General features: G+C 68.0%; 12 protein-coding genes. 5 read left to right on the top strand and 7 right to left on the bottom strand.

Annotated elements, in window-relative coordinates; genetic code table 11:
- Positions 1-3 precede the first annotated feature (3 nt).
- The 4 genes from HNR60_RS04650 to HNR60_RS04635 are packed head-to-tail and all read right to left on the bottom strand — an operon-like array spanning position 4 to position 5,383.
- On the bottom strand, positions 4-627 hold the full coding sequence (locus HNR60_RS04650) for a HEAT repeat domain-containing protein (protein WP_184254797.1): 624 nt from the start codon (positions 625-627) through the stop codon (positions 4-6).
- Positions 614-1,708, bottom strand: coding sequence for a chemotaxis-specific protein-glutamate methyltransferase CheB (gene cheB, locus HNR60_RS04645; protein WP_184254795.1), 1,095 nt, complete (start codon positions 1,706-1,708; stop codon positions 614-616). Before cheB ends, HNR60_RS04650 begins: the two co-directional genes overlap by 14 nt.
- Complete coding sequence (locus HNR60_RS04640) at positions 1,705-3,303, bottom strand: chemotaxis protein CheW (protein ID WP_184254793.1); 1,599 nt, start codon at positions 3,301-3,303, stop codon at positions 1,705-1,707. The genes cheB and HNR60_RS04640 overlap by 4 nt, the downstream gene beginning before the upstream one ends.
- Positions 3,296-5,383 carry a methyl-accepting chemotaxis protein gene (locus HNR60_RS04635; protein WP_184254791.1) on the bottom strand — a complete coding sequence of 696 codons (2,088 nt, stop codon included), beginning with the start codon at positions 5,381-5,383 and terminating at the stop codon, positions 3,296-3,298. Before HNR60_RS04635 ends, HNR60_RS04640 begins: the two co-directional genes overlap by 8 nt.
- A 216-nt stretch (positions 5,384-5,599) precedes the next feature.
- Between HNR60_RS04635 and HNR60_RS04630 the strand changes: the two genes are divergently transcribed.
- From HNR60_RS04630 to HNR60_RS04620, 3 genes are all read left to right on the top strand, one after another.
- The gene (locus tag HNR60_RS04630) at positions 5,600-6,256 is read left to right on the top strand and encodes a chemotaxis protein CheC (RefSeq protein ID WP_184254789.1); all 657 of its coding nucleotides are present in this window, start codon (positions 5,600-5,602) and stop codon (positions 6,254-6,256) included.
- A 226-nt stretch (positions 6,257-6,482) separates the two neighbouring features.
- On the top strand, positions 6,483-9,668 hold the full coding sequence (locus HNR60_RS04625) for an efflux RND transporter permease subunit (protein ID WP_184254787.1): 3,186 nt from the start codon (positions 6,483-6,485) through the stop codon (positions 9,666-9,668).
- On the top strand, positions 9,658-10,917 hold the full coding sequence (locus HNR60_RS04620; RefSeq protein ID WP_210313246.1) for an efflux RND transporter periplasmic adaptor subunit: 1,260 nt from the start codon (positions 9,658-9,660) through the stop codon (positions 10,915-10,917). Before HNR60_RS04625 ends, HNR60_RS04620 begins: the two co-directional genes overlap by 11 nt.
- Before the next feature lie 276 nt (positions 10,918-11,193).
- On the opposite strand, the gene purD is transcribed toward HNR60_RS04620, so the two are convergent.
- Positions 11,194-12,477, bottom strand: a complete 1,284-nt coding sequence (purD, locus tag HNR60_RS04615) for a phosphoribosylamine--glycine ligase (RefSeq protein ID WP_184254785.1) — start codon at positions 12,475-12,477, stop codon at positions 11,194-11,196.
- A 149-nt stretch (positions 12,478-12,626) separates the two neighbouring features.
- Between purD and HNR60_RS04610 the strand changes: the two genes are divergently transcribed.
- Positions 12,627-13,091, top strand: coding sequence for an SRPBCC domain-containing protein (locus tag HNR60_RS04610; protein WP_184254783.1), 465 nt, complete (start codon positions 12,627-12,629; stop codon positions 13,089-13,091).
- 80 nt (positions 13,092-13,171) lie between these two features.
- A complete protein-coding gene (gene xseA / locus HNR60_RS04605) occupies positions 13,172-14,806 on the top strand; it encodes an exodeoxyribonuclease VII large subunit (protein WP_184254774.1) in 1,635 nt (544 codons plus the stop codon).
- Between the two features lie 199 nt (positions 14,807-15,005).
- Here xseA and glk read toward each other — a convergent pair whose 3' ends face one another.
- Both glk and HNR60_RS04595 read right to left on the bottom strand, forming a co-directional pair.
- Entirely contained in the window at positions 15,006-16,022 is a 1,017-nt protein-coding gene (gene glk / locus HNR60_RS04600) for a glucokinase (protein WP_184254772.1), read from the bottom strand.
- Entirely contained in the window at positions 16,019-17,335 is a 1,317-nt protein-coding gene (locus HNR60_RS04595; protein WP_210313242.1) for a GH1 family beta-glucosidase, read from the bottom strand. The genes glk and HNR60_RS04595 overlap by 4 nt, the downstream gene beginning before the upstream one ends.
- Positions 17,336-17,487 lie beyond the last annotated feature (152 nt).

Below are 17,487 nucleotides of genomic sequence, written 5' to 3'. Positions count from 1 at the left end.
GGCTCAATGCTCCGCGCCGGAAATCTGATCGATCGCCACCGCCACTACAAAGCGCAGGAACGAGACTTCGGCGAACCGGCTGGCGCAGGCCTGCAACGCCGGGATCGCCGCCGGCGTGCCGACCTCGGCCAGCACGTCGATCGCTGCGGCGCAGACATTGGGATGCGGCTCGTGCGCCAACAGGTCGCACAATAGCGGGGTGGCGGTCTCCGCCGGCATGTTGCGCACCAGCTCGGTCGCCAGGATCCGCACGTCGGAATCGGCATCTGCGAACAGCGCCGTCATGAACGGCAGCGTCGCCTCCGGCATCGCCTGCAACGCCTCGATCGCCGACGCCCGCAAGGCTGCGTCCTGCGCCCGCAGCGACGGCAGCAGCGCCGCCACCGCGCCGGCATCGCCGATCCGCAGCAGTGCGGTCATGATCGCCTCGCGGACCTGCGGCAGCTGTTCGGCGGCGAGCGCCGCGGCCAGGGCCGGCACCGCGCCGGCGTCGCTGCCGAGGCTGCGCGCGGCGCGCCAGCGCCGATCCGGATCGGGATCACCGAGCGCCGCCGTCAGCGCCGCGGCGTCGGCGACCGGCTCGCGCGGCGCGGCAGTCTTGTTGTCGTCGCGTCTAATCAGCGGCATCGGCGCTCACCCCTTCGATCACCGCGGCGGCGATCTCCTCCACCGGCAGCACCAGCGTGGCGCCGCCTTGCCTGACCAATTCGCCCGGCATGCCCCAGACCACCGCGGTGGACTCCGCCTCGGCGATGGTGCGCCCGCCTTGCGCGCGCAGCCGCGTCATCGCGCCGGCACCGTCGTCGCCCATCCCGGTCATCAGCACGCCGAGCAATCTTGTCGCGTCATAATGCTCCAGCGCGCTATCGACCATCCGCTCGACGCTCGGATGCCACGGATAGTCGCGCCGCGCCGGCACCGACAGCGCGATCAGTCCGGTCGGCCGCGGCGCCACGATGACGTCGGCATCGCCGCGGCCGATATAGATCGTGCCGGGCTCCAGCAGTCGCGGCACGTCGACCTCGACCACGTTCAGCGCGCATTCGCCGTCGAGCCGCTTGGCGAAGGCGCCGGTGAAGGTCGCCGGCAGATGCTGCGCGATCAGCACCGGCCAGGGGAAATCCGCCGGCAGCTCCGGCAGCACCACGTTGAGCGCCGCCGGCCCGCCGGTGGAGGTGCCGATCAGCACCAGCCCCGGCGCGGGCTCGGCGTGCCGCCGCGCGGCGCCGCGCCGCGCCGACCGCGCGCGCGGGCTCGCGGCGGCGTCCTGGAACTTATGCCGGATCCGATCGGCGAGCCGGTGAGTGGGGCGGATCTTGGCCGCCGCCGCGGCGCGGATGGTGCCCACCAGCAGCGGCCGCAGCCGGTCGAGTTCCAGCGAGAAGGTGCCGCCCGGCTTGGCGATGACGTCGACCGCGCCGAGCGCCATCGCCGACAGCGTGGCGTCGGCGTTCTGCTCGGTCAGCGAGGAGATCATCACCACCGGCCGCGGCGCCTCGATCATGATGCGGCCGAGACAGGTCAGCCCGTCCATGCCGGGCATCTGCACGTCGAGCGTCACCACATGCGGATCGAAGGCGCGCACCATGTCGAGCGCCTCCAGGCCGGTGCGCGCGGTGCGGATCTCGAAATCGCCTTCCTCCAGGAAGACGCCTTCGAGCAGCTTGCGCACCAAGGCGGAATCGTCGGCGATCAGCAGCCTGATCACGACGCCGGCAACGCTGCGTCGGCCGCGTTGCGGTCGAATTTGGCCAGCACGTCGGCCTCGACGCGATCCAGCAATTGCGCCGGATCGATCAACAGGATGATGCGGCCGCTGGCTTGCAGATTGGCGACGCGGTGGATCAGCCGGGCCTGATCGGCGGAGACCTCCGGCGCGGCGCTGATCGCCGGTGCGGGAATTCGGATCAGCTCCGAGACGCTGTCGACCAGAAAGCCGGTCTTGCCGCCGCCGCTGTCCAGCACCAGCACGCGCTGCGCGGTCGCGGCGTCGTTGGCGGGCAATTCGAAGCGCCGCCGCAGATCGACGATCGGCATCACGCTGCCGCGCAGGTTCATCACCCCGTCGATGAAGGACGGCGCCTTCGGCAGCCGCGTCACCCGCTCCGGCGCCCGCGCCACCTCGTCGATCGCGGCGACCGGCACGCCATAGTCCTGCTCGCCCAGCCTGAAGACAATGAACTGCTCGTCGGCCATCGCGTCCCCATCGGCTTGCTGCGGCCCGACACTGCCCTGCTCGAGCTGCTGCGACAACACCCGGCTGACCAGCTCGGAGCGGAACAGCCGGTCCGGGCTGAGCAGCCCGACCAGCCGCCTGCCGTGGTCGAGCCGGCAGATCGCGGCGATCTCGGCGTCGCCGGCGCCGCGGGTCAACAACGCCGGCGCCGGATCGATCAGCGCCGGGTCGACCCGCAGGATGTCGCGGGTGCGATCGACCACGACGCCGACGGCGCCGTGACCGAGCGACAGCACGATCACCTTGCCGCGGCCGTCGCGGATCAGTTCGTCGGCAAATCCCAGCAGCGTGCGCAGCGACACCAGCGGCAGCAAGCGGTCGCGCAGCGTCACCACGCCGAGCACCGCGGTTTCCGGCCGCGGCACCTCGGAGACGTGGTCCGGCAGCGCGATGATTTCCAGCACCCGCTCCAGCGGCAGCGCGTATTCCTGGGCGCCGAGATCGAAGCTGAGCAGCGCCTGGCGGTGCGCGGCCGTCTCGCTGCGTGCCGCAGCTGGTGCAATCGCCGAGACTCCAGTCACCGCGCGCGGCGCGGCGCTACTCAGCCGGGCGAACTGCTCGCGCAACAGCCGATCGGGATGCAGCACCTTGATGGTGTCGTGGCCTTCGCCGGCCTTGATCACGCCCTCCAACAGCGCGGGATCGAGCTGGCCGGCGCCGGCATCGTCCTGTTCGACGGCGGCGTCGGCCACCGGCAGCAGCCGCTCGATGCGGTCGACCAACAGCCCGAACGGCGCCGGCCGATCGATCACGATGACCCGCGCCAGCTCGGCGGCTTCGGCGTCCTCCCAGCCGAGCAGGCGGCGCAGCGACAGCACCGGCAGCACCGTGCCGCGCAGATTGGCGAGGCCAAGCAGGCTCGGCGGCGCCATCGGCATCTGCGCCAGCTTCGGCGGCCGGATGATTTCGGCGACCTCCTTCAGCCGCAGCCCGAGCCGTTCGGCGGCGACGCCGAACACCACCACATGGGCGGTCTGCGACGCCGGCATCGCGGCTTCGCCAGTGGGCGGAGCCGCCGCCGGCGCGGCGCTGGCGCTGGCTATGGCGTGCTGCGCGCGCTTACCCATGCTGGTGCTGGATGTCTTCGGCCAGCGAGGCGATTTCCTCGATCGCCGCCGCCAGATCCTCGGCGCCGCGCGCCTGCTGCTTGGCGGCGGAGGCCGCCTGCGCGGCGGCGCTGCCGGCCTGTTCGGCGACGCTGGCGACCTGCTGGGCGCCGCGCGAGGCCTCCTGCATCGACGACAGGATGGCCTCGGCATTGGCGACGATCTGCCGGGTGCTGGCCGCGACCTCGGTCATGTCGGCCTCGACCACGCCGATGCCGCCGAGCACCGCGGCGGTCTTCTGGTTTTCCGCTTCGGCCGCGGCGACGATCTGTTCGAGTTCGGCGCGCACCGCTTTGATCTGGTCCTGGATCGCCTGCACGGTATCCTGGATACGTCCGGCATTGTCGCCGGAATCCCGCGCCAGATTGCGGATGTCCTGCGACACCACGGCGAAGCCGCGGCCGAACTCGCCGGCGCGCGCCGCTTCGATCGAGCCGTTGACCGCCAGCATGTTGGTCTGGATCGACACCATGCCGATGCCGTCGACGATCTTGTCGACGCGGCGGCTCAGGATTTCCAGCCCGCCGATCATCTCGCGGCTCTGGCGGGTGGTCTGCAGCGAGCGCGCCACGCCGTCCGACAATTCGCCGATCGTGGTGCGGATCTCGCTCAGCATGTCGAGCATCCGCAACGTGCGCTCCAGCGAACTCGCCGCGTTGGCCTTGGCGGCGAGCGCGGTGGTCTCGATCTCGGTCATCGCCGCGCTGGCCTCTTGGGTCGCCGCGGCCTGCTGCTGCGCGCCGCGGCTGATCTCGTCGAGCGCGATCATGATCTGCGCGGCGGCGCCGGAGATTTCCTGCACCGCGGTGGAGAGTTCTTCCGCCGATGAGGCGAGTTCGGCGGCCTTGCCGGCGCCACTCAGGGCCTCGCCGGCCAACGCCGCGACCGCCTGGGTCGCCACCTGGCTCTGCTCTAGCGCCGCGGTCTGCTGCTCGACGCTGCGCAGCGCTTCGGCGGCGGCAGCGGCCTGCTCTTCGGCGGCGGAGGCGATGATCTCGGCGCCTTTCTGCGCCTCGCGCGACGAGGTCTCGGCCTGCGCCGCTGCGGCGGCGATCGACTGGCTGCTGTCGGCCAGGGTGCCGACCTCCTTGCGCAAATCGCCGAGCGCCAGGATCACGGTCTGGCTGCGCTGCGCCTCGGCGGCGGCGCCGTCGGCCGCGGTCTTGATCATGGTGGCGATCAGCTTGACCTGCTCGTGGATCTGCCCGGTGAGTTCCTGGACGTCGAGCGCGCTCTTTTCCGAGGTCTCGGCCAGCGCCCGCACCTCGTCGGCGACCACCGCGAAGCCGCGGCCGTGGTCGCCGGCCCGCGCCGCCTCGATCGCGGCGTTGAGCGCCAACAGGTTGGTCTGGTCGGAGACGTGGCCGACGGTCTTGGTGACGTCGCCGATGCTGACCGCCTGCTCGCTGAGTTGCTCGATCACCGCTACCGAGCCGGCCTGCCGCTCGCCATTATGCTTGATATTGCCGGCCCACAGCGCGATCTGGTTCGCGGCGTCGCTGAGCACGCTCTGCAGCCGCTCGGTGCCGCGGCGGGTGGTGTCGGCGCGCTCGCGGGCCTGCTGCAACGCCGTGGTGGCGGAATTGGCCACCGCCAGCGTCTCCTGCGAGGCGCTGGCCGCCTCCTCGGCGCCGCTGGCGATCTGCTCCATGGCGCGGCGCAATTCCTCCGCCGCCGAGGTCGCCTCGACGATGCCGCCGGCGAGTTCTTCGCTGGCCGCGGCGATGCGCTCCTCGATCTTCTGCTTGCGGCTCGGGGCGTCGGTGGACGCCGGCCCGCGCGCGGTCTTGGCGGCGGGCGACTTCGCCGGCGCCACCGCAACCGGCGACGCCGCCGCGGCCGGGCGCCGCGCGCCCTTGGTGGCGAGATCGGCGGTCTTCATCAGCGATTTCGACCCCAGCGCCTTGGCCGGCCGGGCGGCCGGCTCGGCCGCGACGGAAGCGCCCTGCGCTGCCGCGCCCGCGGCCGGTGGCGCGACACGACCCCGCCCGGTCACCTCCGGGGCATGAGGACGCTTGCTGCCATTGGTGGTCTTCCGCATCGAGCCATACCCATCGTAACATCGCGGCCAACCGCCGCGGCGGCCTTGCTGATGGCCGAAACTTCGCCGGCAGAGAAGACACAATATAGAATTGACGTGCAAGAGTTGCGCAGGCCCAAATAAGCGACGCCCGCGGAATAATCGGTCGCCGAGCGCGGCGCGCCGCCTGTCGGCCCGCAGCGGCGGTGATACCGCGGCACCCGGAGACATCCGTCGATGACCAGCGACGACTTCATCCCCCTGACCGACTTCGAGCGCGACGCGCTCGGCGAATTGTCCAACATCGCCATGGCCCGCGCCGCCTCCAGCCTGCGCCAGATGGTGCAGCATCAGGTGCTGTTGTCGGTGCCGGCGGTGGACGTGCTGACCCAGGACGCCGCGGCGGCCATCGTGGCGCGGCCGGCGCACTCCAGCCTGGTGGCGGTGCGGCAGGATTTCAGCGGCGCGTTTTCCGGCCGTGCGCTGTTGATCTTTCCGGAGGCCAACAGCCTGGAACTGATCCGCGCAGTGGTCGGGCCGAAGCTGACGCTGGAAGACATCGTCGATCTGGAAGACGAGGCGCTGGCCGAAACCGGCAACATCATCCTCAACAGCTGGGTGGCGACCATCGCCAACCTGTTGAAGCGCGCGCTGCGGATGTCGTTGCCGGTGGTGGTGCGCGGCGACGGCCGGCAGATGTTCGACAGTCCCGGCGGCTCGGACAGCCTGATCCTGTTCCTCCACATCAACTTCGAAATCAGCAACAAGGCGATCAGCGGCTATGTGGCGCTGCTGATGGACATTCCGTCGTTCGCCGAATTGCGCGCGCTGATCGCCGACTTCGTCACCCACATGACCGGAGACGAGCGCGGCGAAGCGGCGCAGCGAGATTAACTTTTCGTAACGCGAATTTGCACGTCATGGCTGTGCGGCAGCGCTTTCCTTTCACTGTCACAGACAGGTGATGGCCGCAGTGCTTCAATTGCACTGCAACAGAGGCTAGAACCAAACTGGTGATGGCGTGCGCCCGCGCGCGGCTGTCGCCATCAGGCGTTCGCGTGGTGGCCAGGGTTGCCGTGACGAGCGCGTCGCCAATCATCACCGGAGGAAACCCCATCTCATGATCGCGTTGGTTCGCATCGCGTTGAGCCGACCGTACACGTTCGTGGTGCTGGCGCTGTTGTTGCTGATCGTCGGGCCGCTCGCCGCGCTGCGAACCCCGACCGACATCTTTCCGGAGATCCGCATTCCGGTGATCGGGGTGATCTGGCAATACACCGGGCTGCCGGCGGACCAGATGGCCGGCCGCATCACCACGCCGTTCCAGCGCGCGTTGACCACCACGGTCAACGACATCGAGCATATCGCGGCGAATTCCTATGCCGGCTTCGGCATCGTGAAAATCTTCTTTCAGCCCAATGTCGACATCCGCACCGCCAACGCCCAGGTCACGGCGATCTCGCAGACCCTTTTGAAGCAGATGCCGGCCGGCGCCACGCCGCCGTTGATCCTGAACTACTCGGCCTCCACCGTGCCGATCATCCAGCTGGCGCTGTCCGGCGACGGGCTGAACGAGCAGAACCTCGCCGATATCGGCATCAACCAGCTGCGCACCCCGCTGGTGACGGTGCCGGGCGCCGCGATCCCCTATCCGTTCGGCGGCAAGCAGCGCCAGGTGCAGATCGACCTCAACTCGCAGGCTTTGCAGGCCCGTGGACTCTCCGGCCAGGACGTCGCCAACGCGCTGGCGGCGCAGAACCTGATCACTCCGGTCGGAACGCAAAAGATCGGCGGCTTCGAATACACCATCAACCTCAACAACTCGCCGTTGAAGATGGAAGAGCTCGGCGACCTGCCGATCAAGACCGTGAACGGCGCGATGGTCTACGTCCGCGACGTCGCCCAGGTCCGCGATGGCAACCCGCCGCAGACCAACATCGTCCATGTCGACGGCAACCGCTCGGTGCTGATGATGGTGCTGAAGGCCGGCGCGGTGTCGACGCTGGATATCATCTCCGGCATCAAGCAGAAGGTGATCGACGTCAAGGCGTCGCTGCCCGACGCCTTGAAGATCAACTTCATCGGCGACCAATCGGTGTTCGTGCGCGGCGCCATCACCGGCGTCGCCTTCGAGGGTGTCATCGCAGCACTACTGACCAGCGTGATGATCCTGTTGTTCCTCGGCAGCTGGCGCTCCACCGTGATCATCGCGGTGTCGATCCCGCTGTCGGTGCTCGGCGCCATCGTGATGCTGTCCTTGATCGGCGAAACCCTCAACATCATGACGCTGGGCGGCCTGGCGCTCGCGGTCGGCATCCTGGTCGACGACGCCACGGTGACCATCGAGAACATCAACTGGCATCTGGAGCAGGGCAAGGACGTCGAGACCGCGATCATGGACGGCGCCAACCAGATCGTGACGCCGGCCTTCGTCTCGCTGCTGTGCATCTGCATCGTGTTCGTGCCGATGTTCTTCCTGCAGGGCATCGCCCGCTTCCTGTTCGTGCCGATGGCCGAAGCGGTGATGTTCGCGATGGCGTGGTCGTTCTTCTTGTCGCGCACGCTGGTGCCGACCATGGCGAAATATCTGCTGCATCCGCACGAAGAACATTCGCCGGCCGGCAAGCGCCGCTCGCGCAATCCCTTGATCGCGTTCCAGCACGGCTTCGAGGCGGTGTTCGCCCGGATCCGCTGGGGCTACAGCGAATTGCTGACGCTGGCGATGGCGCGGCGGCCGATCTTCGTGATCGGCTTTCTCGGCTTCGTCGGCATCTCCTTCGCGCTGGTGCCGTATCTCGGCCGCAACTTCTTCCCCGCGGTCGACGCCGGCCAGATCCTCTTACACGCCCGCACCCAGGTCGGCACCCGCATCGAGGAAAGCGCCAATCAGTTCGCCGAGGTGCAGAAGGCGATCCGCAAGATCATTCCGCCGCAGGAAATCGAGACCGTCGCCGACAACATCGGCATGCCGATCTCCGGCATCAACCTCACCTACAACAACACCGGGGTGATCGGCACCCAGGACGCCGACATCCAGATCAAGCTCAAGGACGGCCATCGGCCGACCGAGCATTATGTCCAGGCGTTGCGCGAGCAGTTGCCGCGGCTGTTTCCCGGCATCAGCTTTGCGTTCCTGCCGGCCGACATCGTCAGCCAGATCCTGAATTTCGGCGCGCCGGCGCCGATCGACCTGCAGATCCGCGGCGCCAATCTCGCGGCGAACTTCGCCTACGCCAACAAGGTCTTGGCCAAGGTCCGCCGCATTCCCGGCGTCGCCGACGCGCGGATCCAGCAATCGCCGAACAGCCCGGCCTTCAACATCGACGTCGACCGCACCCGCGCGCAATATGTCGGCGTCACCGCGCGCGACGTCACCAACAGCCTGGTGGTGAACCTGGCCGGCTCCTCGCAGGTGGCGCCGACCTACTACCTCAACCCCGACAACGGGGTGTCGTATTCGATCGTGATGCAGACGCCGCAATACCAGATCGATTCCTTGGACGCGCTGCAGACCCTGCCGATCACCGCGGTGAATTCGACGACGCCGCCGATCCTCGGCGGCATCGCCAACATCACCCGCGCCGCCGGCAACGCCGTGGTCTCGCAATACGACATCCAGTCGATGGTGCAGATCTTCGCCACGCCGCAGGGCCGCGACCTCGGCGCGGTGGCGGCCGACATCCGCAAGGTGATCGACGAGACCGCCAAGGAGGTGCCGAAGGGCTCTTCGGTGGTGCTGCTCGGCCAGGTGCAGACCATGAACAGCGCTTTCGCCGGGCTGCTGTTCGGCCTGCTCGCCGCGATCGTGCTGATCTATCTGTTGATCGTGGTCAACTTCCAGTCCTGGGCCGATCCCTTCGTGATTATCGCCGCACTTCCTGCGGCGCTCGCCGGCATCGTCTGGATGCTGTTCACCACCAAGACCACGATGTCGGTGCCGGCGCTGACCGGCGCCATCATGTGCATGGGCGTCGCCACCGCCAACAGCGTGCTGGTGATCTCGTTCGCGCGCGAGCGCTACGCCGTGCTCGGCGATCCGATCAAGGCGGCGCTGGAAGCCGGCTTCGTCCGCTTCCGCCCGGTGATCATGACCGCGCTGGCGATGATCATCGGCATGGCGCCGATGGCGCTCGGCGTCGGCGAAGGCGGCGAGCAGAACGCGCCGCTCGGCCGCGCCGTGATCGGCGGGCTGATCTTCGCCACCATCGCCACGCTGATGTTCGTCCCCGTGCTGTTCAGCATGGTGCACAAGAAACACCCCGCCACCGCGCCCGAAGCCTCGCCGGAGATGTCGCATGTCCATTGATCACCCGCCGCGCGAGCCGGAGCCGTTCGCCCCGGAGCCGATCGCGTCGGAGCCGGACGCGCCGCCGCCGCGGGTGTCACGGCGCAAGCTCGGCATCGCCGGCGTGATCGGGCTGGTGGTCGCAGGCGTCGTCGTCGTCACCGGCATCATGGCGCGGGAAAAAAGCAGCGCCGAGCTGCGCGACTGGACCGACGCCCAGGCGATGCCGAGCGTCGCGGTGGCGCTGCCGGACGCCAAGCTGCTCAAAGCCACGCTCGACCTGCCCGGCCGGCTCGAGGCGTATTACCGCGCGCCGATCTTCGCCCGCGTCTCGGGCTATCTGAAAAGCTGGAGCGCCGACATCGGCGCGAAAGTGAAGGCCGGCCAGGTGATCGCCGAAATCGAGGCGCCGGATCTCGATCAGCAATTGCTGCAGGCGCGCGCCGATCTCGCCAGCCAGCAAGCCAGTGCGCGGCTATCGGAGGCCACACTGAACCGCCGCAAAACGCTGGTGGCGTCGAATTTCGTCTCGGCGCAGGAAATCGACGAGCGCACCGCCGACCTCGCCAACAAGAAGGCCGCGGTGAATTCTGGCCAGGCCAATGTCGAGCGGCTGGAAGCCTTGGCCGGCTACAAGAACATCACCGTGCCGTTCGACGGCGTGATCACCGAACGCAACACCGACGTCGGCGCGCTGATCTCCGGCGGCGCCGGCACCGGGCCTGCGATGTTCGTGGTGTCCGACATCAAGAAGCTGCGGGTCTATGTCAACGTGCCGCAGAGCTACGTGCCGGCGATCAAGATCGGCGCCAAGGCGGCGCTGACGCTGCCGGACTATCCGAACCGCACTTTCACCGCGACGCTGGAGGCGTCCTCGCAGGCGGTCGATGTCGGCTCCGGCACCACGCGGATGCAGCTCGCGCTGGACAATGCCGGCGGCGAATTGATGCCGGGCGGCTACGCCAATGTGCGGCTGAATCTGTCGCGCGACGGCGCGCCGTTGCATATTCCGGCGAGCGCCTTGGTGTTCGGCGCGGCCGGACTACGCGTCGCCACGGTCGGCGCCGACGACCGCGTGCTGTTCAAGCAGGTCAAGATCGCGCGCGACCTCGGCCGCGACATCGAACTCGCCGCGGGCGTTGCCGCCGACGACCGCATCATCACCGCGCCGCCCGACGGCATCAGCGACGGCGACGCCGTCCGCGTGGTGTCCGGCCCAAAGCCCGGCAAACCCGCCACCGCCTCGGAGAAGCAGGATTCGAAGGGGTGAGTGCGAGGGGCTGCGAGCGTTACATCTGAGGCCTTCCAGGAATTGCGGCGTTCGATGAACTATCAGGTCGTCATTCCGGGGCACGAGCGGCGCAAGCCGCGAGTGAACCCGGAATCTCGCAACACGTAGCAGACCTTGCGCGAGAGGCAGATTCCGGGTTCGCTCGGCCTACGGCCTCGCGCCCCGGAATGACAGCCGCTTTTTCAGTTCGGCGCATCGGCCGATCACCCGCGCTTAGTTGGTCGCGCGCACGCGCTCCATGCTCGCTCCCCGCCTTTAGTCCTTGGCCTGCTCGCGCCTGATCGCCTGCCAGCCGATGTCGCGGCGGCAAAACCCCTGCGGCCAGCGAATGAGGTCGACCGCCGCATAGGCGCGGCGTTGCGCCTCGGCGACGCTGGCGCCGCGCGCGGTGACGTTGAGCACCCGCCCGCCATTGGCAAGGATCTTGTCGCCATCGGCCTTGGTGCCGGCGTGGAAGATTTCTACGCCTTCGACTTGCGCGGCGTCATCCAGCCCTTCGATCACGCTGCCTTTGGCGTAATCGCCGGGATAGCCCTGCGCCGCCATCACCACGGTCAGCGCGCGGTCGTCACTCCAATCAAGCGCGATGCGATCGAGCCCGCCGTCGCACGACGCCAGCAGCGCCGGCACGATGTCGGAAGCGAGCCGCAGCATCAGCACCTGGCATTCCGGATCGCCGAACCGGACGTTGTATTCGATCAGCTTCGGGCCCTGGTCGGTGATCATCAGGCCTGCGAACAGCACGCCCTTGTAGGGGGTGCCGCGCGCGGCCATCTCGCGCAACGTCGGCGTGATGATCTCGTCCATGGTACGGGCGATCATCGCCTGATCCATCACCGGCGCCGGCGAATAGGCGCCCATGCCGCCGGTGTTCGGCCCCTGGTCGCCGTCGAAGGCGCGCTTGTGATCCTGCGCGGCGGCGAGCGGCAGCGCGTGGGCGCCGTCGCACAATACGAAGAACGAGGCCTCCTCGCCCTGCATGAATTCCTCGATCACCACCTCGGCGCCAGCTTCGCCGAAGCCGCCCTCGAACATCATGTCGAGCGCCGCCTCGGCCTCTTCGATCGTCGTCGCCACCACCACGCCCTTGCCGGCGGCCAAGCCATCGGCCTTGATCACGATCGGCGCGCCCTGCGTGGCCAGGTAGGCTTTGGCCGCCGCGATGTCGCGGAAATGGCCATAGGCCGCGGTCGGGATATTCTGCGCGGCGCAGATCTCCTTGGTGAAGCTTTTCGAGCCCTCGAGCCGCGCCGCGGCCTTGCTCGGGCCGAACGCCTTGATGCCGGCGGCAGCCAGATCGTCGACGATGCCGGCGGCGAGCGGCGCCTCCGGCCCGACCACCACGAAATCCACCGCGTTCGACTGGCAAAAACCGATCACCGCGGCGTGGTCGGCCGGGTCGAGCGCCGCGCATTCGGCCACCTGGGCGATGCCGGCATTGCCCGGCGCGCACCACAGGTTTGCCACAAGCGGCGACGCCGCGATTTTCCAGGCCAGCGCGTGTTCGCGCCCGCCGGAGCCGAGAAGGAGAATGTTCACGTTTTGAGAATCCTGGCCGGTAAAGACCGCCTGTTTAGGGCCCCCGATCCGGCCGCTCAAGCCCGGTTCTGGCCCATTGGTCCGGTTTGACTTAACGTGGGGGCTGACTTAACCGACGAGCGGATTATTTTGCGCGTAACGAGGCTCCCGTGACCAGCATCGAACCGATCCGCAAGCAGATTGTCGTCGACATCCCGCCGGAGCGCGCGTTCCGGGTGTTCACCGAGCAGCACGGCGCCTGGTGGCCGCTGGAAACCCATCACGTCGGCGACAAGCCGGCGCAGACCGCGATCATCGAACCGAAGGCCGGTGGCCGCTGGTTCGAGCGCTCGACCGACGGCACCGAATATCTCTGGGGCCGGGTGCTGGTGTGGGATCCGCCGAGCCATCTGGTGATGACCTGGGAAATCGACGGCGACTGGAAGCACGACGACGCGCTGGTCACCGAGGTCGACGTCCGCTTCGTGCCGGTCGGCGCCAAGCAGACGAGAATCGAATTCGAGCATCGGCTGTTGGAAAACTACGGCGCCAACGCGCATTTCATGCGGGCACCGATGGACGGCGGCTGGAGCAGCTTCCTGGAACTGTTCGGCGCGCAGACCGAGAAAGCCTGAGAACTCAAGCGCCGCGAAATTGCCGTTTGGCGTTGGCCGCCGAAGTCCCTACCTTTGGCCGACACCAGAGATCAGATTCGATGCCGCCATCCGTCGCCGCGCTGCAGAACTCGCCAGAATTCACCGTCACCGAACTGTCCTCGGCGCTGAAGCGGACGGTCGAAGACGCCTACGGCCATGTCCGGGTGCGCGGCGAGATTTCCGGGTTTCGCGGCCCGCATTCCTCCGGCCACTGCTATTTCGCGCTGAAGGACGAAGGCGCCAAGATCGAGGCGGTGATCTGGAAGGGCGTGCACGGCCGGATGCGGTTCAAGCCGCAGGAAGGCCTCGAGGTCATCGCCACCGGCAAGCTGACCACCTATCCCGGCTCGTCGAAATATCAGATCGTGATCGAAGCCATCGAACCCGCCGGGATCGGCGCCTTGATGGCGTTGATGGAGGAGCGCAAGCGCAAGCTCGGCGCCGAGGGGCTGTTCGACGAAGCCCGCAAGCAGCTGTTGCCCTATCTGCCGGACGTGATCGGCGTCGTCACCTCGCCGACCGGCGCGGTGATTCGCGACATCCTGCATCGGCTGCAGGACCGCTTTCCGCGCCGCGTGCTGGTGTGGCCGGTCAAGGTGCAGGGCGACGGCTCGGCCGAGCAGATCGCCGCCGCCATTCACGGCTTCAACGCGCTGCCGGAAGGCGGCGCGATTCCGCGGCCCGATCTATTGATCGTGGCGCGCGGCGGCGGTTCGCTGGAGGATCTGTGGTCGTTCAACGAGGAGATCGTGGTCCGCGCCGCCGCCGACAGCATGATCCCGCTAATTTCCGCGGTCGGCCACGAGACCGACATCACACTGATCGATTTCGCCGCCGACAAGCGCGCGCCGACGCCGACCGCGGCGGCCGAAATGGCGGTGCCGGTGCGTACCGAACTGTTCGTCGAGGTCGGCCAGTTCGGCCATCGTGCGATGCTGTGTTTCCAGCGCGGTCAGGAGCGCCGCCGCAGCGAGTTGCGCGCCGCCACAAGGGCGCTGCCGTCCGCCAGCGCGCTATTGGCGATTCCGCGGCAGCGTTTCGACGGCGCCGCCAGCGCGTTGCCGCGCGCGTTGCGCGCCAACACCCATGCGCATCACCGCCGCTTTGCGCAGGCCTGCGCCGGTCTCACGCTCAAAGTACTGCGCGCCCAGGTGGCGCACGCCACGCAGCGGCTCACCGTCAACGGCGAGCGGCTTAGGCATTGCGCGCGGGCCGGGCTGCGGCATCGCCGCGATCGGTTCGCGGCGCTCGACGCCCGTTTCAAGGCGTCGAAACTCGCCAATGTGCAGGCGCAACGCAATGCGCTGGCGCGCGACCGCGAACGCACGCTGCGGCTCGCCGAGCGGGCGCGCCGTGCGCTATTGATTGCGTTGCAACGCCAGCAGGCCCGCGTGGCGTCGTGCGGACAGTTACTTGGCGCGTTGTCCTATCGCGGCGTGCTGGCGCGCGGCTTCGCGCTGGTGCGCGACGCGCAGGGGCTGGCGGTGCATGCCGCGGCCGGCGTCGCGCCCGGCGCAAGGCTCAGCCTGGAATTCGCCGACGGCCGGATCGGCGCCACCGCGGATGCCGACGGCCTGCCCGCGCAGGCTGCGACGCTTAGTAAACCCGCCGCAAAGCCGGCGACGGCGAAGCCGGCCAGCACCGCCGCGGCAAAGCGGGTGTCGAAGTCGGTCGATCAGGGCAGTTTGTTTTAGAGTTTCAGACAGTGTGAGGACGCAGACACGTCTTCACCTCTCCCCGCTTGCGGGGAGAGGTCGACCCCGCGTAGCGCAGCGAAGCGGGGTCGGGTGAGGGGGCGCCTCGCCGAGACGCGAGGCCCCCTCACCCCGACCCTCTCCCCGCAAGCGGGGCGAGGGAGCGCGCTGCCGATGCCGCGAAGTCAGCGATTCAACTTCAAGCTCGTGAATCCGTATCGCACGGCAGATGACTCGAACCCGCCCCCACCACCTCGGTGAACTCACGCAACCCGATGAAGGCGACGTCCTCTTCCAGCACCAGATAGACCGGGATCGCCGCGAGGTAGTCGCGGAACCGGCCCTTGTCCTCGAACCGTGCGCGGAACGCCGATCCGGCGAGATGCTCGGTCATGTGATGGATGATGCCGCCGGCGACATAGATACCGCCCTTGGCGCCCAAAATCAGCGCCAGGTTGCCGGCGACGCCGCCGAGCAGCGCGCAGAACATGTCGACGGCTTCGCGACATGTCTTGCACGAACCTTCGACACCGGCCTTGGTGATCTGCGGCGCGGCGCGCGGCGGCAGCGAAAGACCATCGAGCGACACCAGCGCGTTGTAGAGATTTTCCAGCCCGCTGCCGGACAGCGCCCGCTCGGCCGAGACGTGGCCGAACTTGCGCCGCAGCACGCCGATCACCGCGTCCTCGCGCGCATTGACGCCGGCGAGCGTAGCATGCCCACCCTCCCCGGGGAGCACCACGCGGCCTTGCGGCAGCGGTACGTTGCTGGCCATGCCGAGCCCGGTGCCGGGGCCGAGCGCGAACAACGGCGTGCCGGGGACCGCGTCGCCGCCGCCGAGCTGGCGCAGCTTCGCGGCTGGAATCGCCGACAACGACCACGCCACCGCTTCGAAATCGTTGATCACCCGCACCGAGGGAATCGAAAATGCTTCGCTCAGTTCGGCGGCATCGATCACCCACGGCGAATTGGTCATCTCGCAGCGGCCGTTGGTCACCGTGCCGGCGACCGCCAGATGCGCGGCGGCGAGCTTGCCGCCACCCTGCTGGTCGCGCAGATACGCCCCCATCGCCTCGGCGAAGGTCGGATAGTCGCTGACCACCAGATGGCTGACGGCACCGACCGCGCCGTCCTGCAACAGCGCGAACCGCGCATTGGTGCCGCCGATATCGGCGAGCAGCACCGGCTTGGTGTTGGCTTGCGGCTGTGCGGTCATCCCTGCCGCGCCGCCTTGATGGCCGCGGCGAACCAATGGAACGAGGTCTTCGGAATCCGTTTGAGCGTCTTGTAGTCGACATAGGTCAGCCCGAACCGCACGCTGTAGCCGGAATCCCATTCGAAATTATCGAGCAGCGACCACACGAAGTAACCGCGCACGTCGGCGCCTTGGGCCACCGCCTGGTCCATCGCCTCGATATAGTCGCGCAGGAAGCCGACGCGGCCAGGATCGACGACCGCGCCGTTGGCGTCGGGTTCGTCGTTGCTGCCATAGCCGTTTTCGGTGACATAGATCGGCAGCTTGTAGCGCTGATGGACCCGCAGCAGCGTGTCGCGGAACGCCGGCGCGTTGATCGGCCAGTCGATCGGCGTCAGCGGCAGGCCGGGCGGCCGGTCGCCCCAGTTGAAGCCCATCATCGCCTCCGGATCGGCCTTAGCATAAACCGGGCTGTAATGATTGAGGCCGAACCAGTCGAGCGGGCGATGAATCCGCTCGAGATCGCCGGGCTGCAGATGCGGCTGAATGCCGGGTAGCATGATCTCCGGATAGGTGCCGAGGAATTGCGGATCGGGATAGGCCTCGTTCCAATAGGCGCCGAACACCTCCGCCGCCGCCGCGTCGGCCGGCGTCGACGGCAGGATCGGCTGCACGTTGTGGATCGAGCCGATCGAGGCGCCGGGCACCAGCGCGCGCAACACGTCGACCGCGGCGCCATGCGCCAGATTGACGTGGTGAATGGTGCGATGCAGCTTGTCGTCGGCGGAACGATCGCGCTTGCCGAGCGAGCGGCTGAACAGGCTGAAGATCGACGGCTCGTTGAAGGTGGCGAAGCGTTTGACGCGGTCGCCATAGCGCTTGGCTACCAGCGTGGCGTAGTCGGTGAACCAGGTCACCGACTCCCGGTTCATCCAGCCGCCCTGATCTTCCAGCGCCTGCGGCAGATCCCAATGATACAGGCACAGCCACGGCTCGATGCCGGCGGCGAGCAGTTCGTCGATCAGCCGGTCGTAGAACGCGAGCCCTTCCTCGTTGACCGCGCCGCGGCCCTGCGGCAGCAGCCGCGGCCACGCCACCGAAAACCGATAGGCCTGCACGCCCAGGGTTTTCATCAGGGCGACATCTTCGGCGTAGCGGTGATAGTGATCGCAGGCGACGTCGCCGGTGTCGTGATTCTTGATTTCGCCGTCGCGGCAGTAGGTGTCCCAGATGCTGAGCCCGCGGCCGCCCTCCTGGGTGGCGCCTTCGATCTGGAAGCTCGAGGTCGACACGCCCCAGATGAAGTCGCGCTTCAGCGCGGTCAGGGAAGGCAATTTCGAGGACGTTTCGGTTGCTGTCGTCTCAAGAGTGGATACCGCCACGCTGTCGTCCTCCGGCTATTCCATAAGGCCCTATCGATAGCCCCTGCGGCCGCAATAAGGTGTTGTGTTATATCAAAGATTCCTTAAGCCGCGACTGCCAAGAT

The organism is Rhodopseudomonas rhenobacensis, assembly GCF_014203125.1.
Lineage (GTDB): Bacteria > Pseudomonadota > Alphaproteobacteria > Rhizobiales > Xanthobacteraceae > Rhodopseudomonas_A > Rhodopseudomonas_A rhenobacensis.
This window is presented reverse-complemented; position numbering and strand designations above follow the sequence as displayed.

Excerpts from the sequence above, each read along its gene's own strand:
- HNR60_RS04650 (WP_184254797.1), bottom strand. The coding sequence starts at position 627 with ATGCCGCTGATTAGACGCGACGACAACAAGACTGCCGCGCCGCGCGAG.
- HNR60_RS04640 (WP_184254793.1), bottom strand. The coding sequence starts at position 3,303 with ATGGGTAAGCGCGCGCAGCACGCCATAGCCAGCGCCAGCGCCGCGCCG.
- HNR60_RS04635 (WP_184254791.1), bottom strand. The coding sequence starts at position 5,383 with ATGCGGAAGACCACCAATGGCAGCAAGCGTCCTCATGCCCCGGAGGTG.
- glk (WP_184254772.1), bottom strand. The coding sequence starts at position 16,022 with ATGACCGCACAGCCGCAAGCCAACACCAAGCCGGTGCTGCTCGCCGAT.
- HNR60_RS04630 (WP_184254789.1), top strand. The coding sequence starts at position 5,600 with ATGACCAGCGACGACTTCATCCCCCTGACCGACTTCGAGCGCGACGCG.
- xseA (WP_184254774.1), top strand. The coding sequence starts at position 13,172 with ATGCCGCCATCCGTCGCCGCGCTGCAGAACTCGCCAGAATTCACCGTC.
- HNR60_RS04625 (WP_184254787.1), top strand. The coding sequence starts at position 6,483 with ATGATCGCGTTGGTTCGCATCGCGTTGAGCCGACCGTACACGTTCGTG.
- HNR60_RS04620 (WP_210313246.1), top strand. The coding sequence starts at position 9,658 with ATGTCCATTGATCACCCGCCGCGCGAGCCGGAGCCGTTCGCCCCGGAG.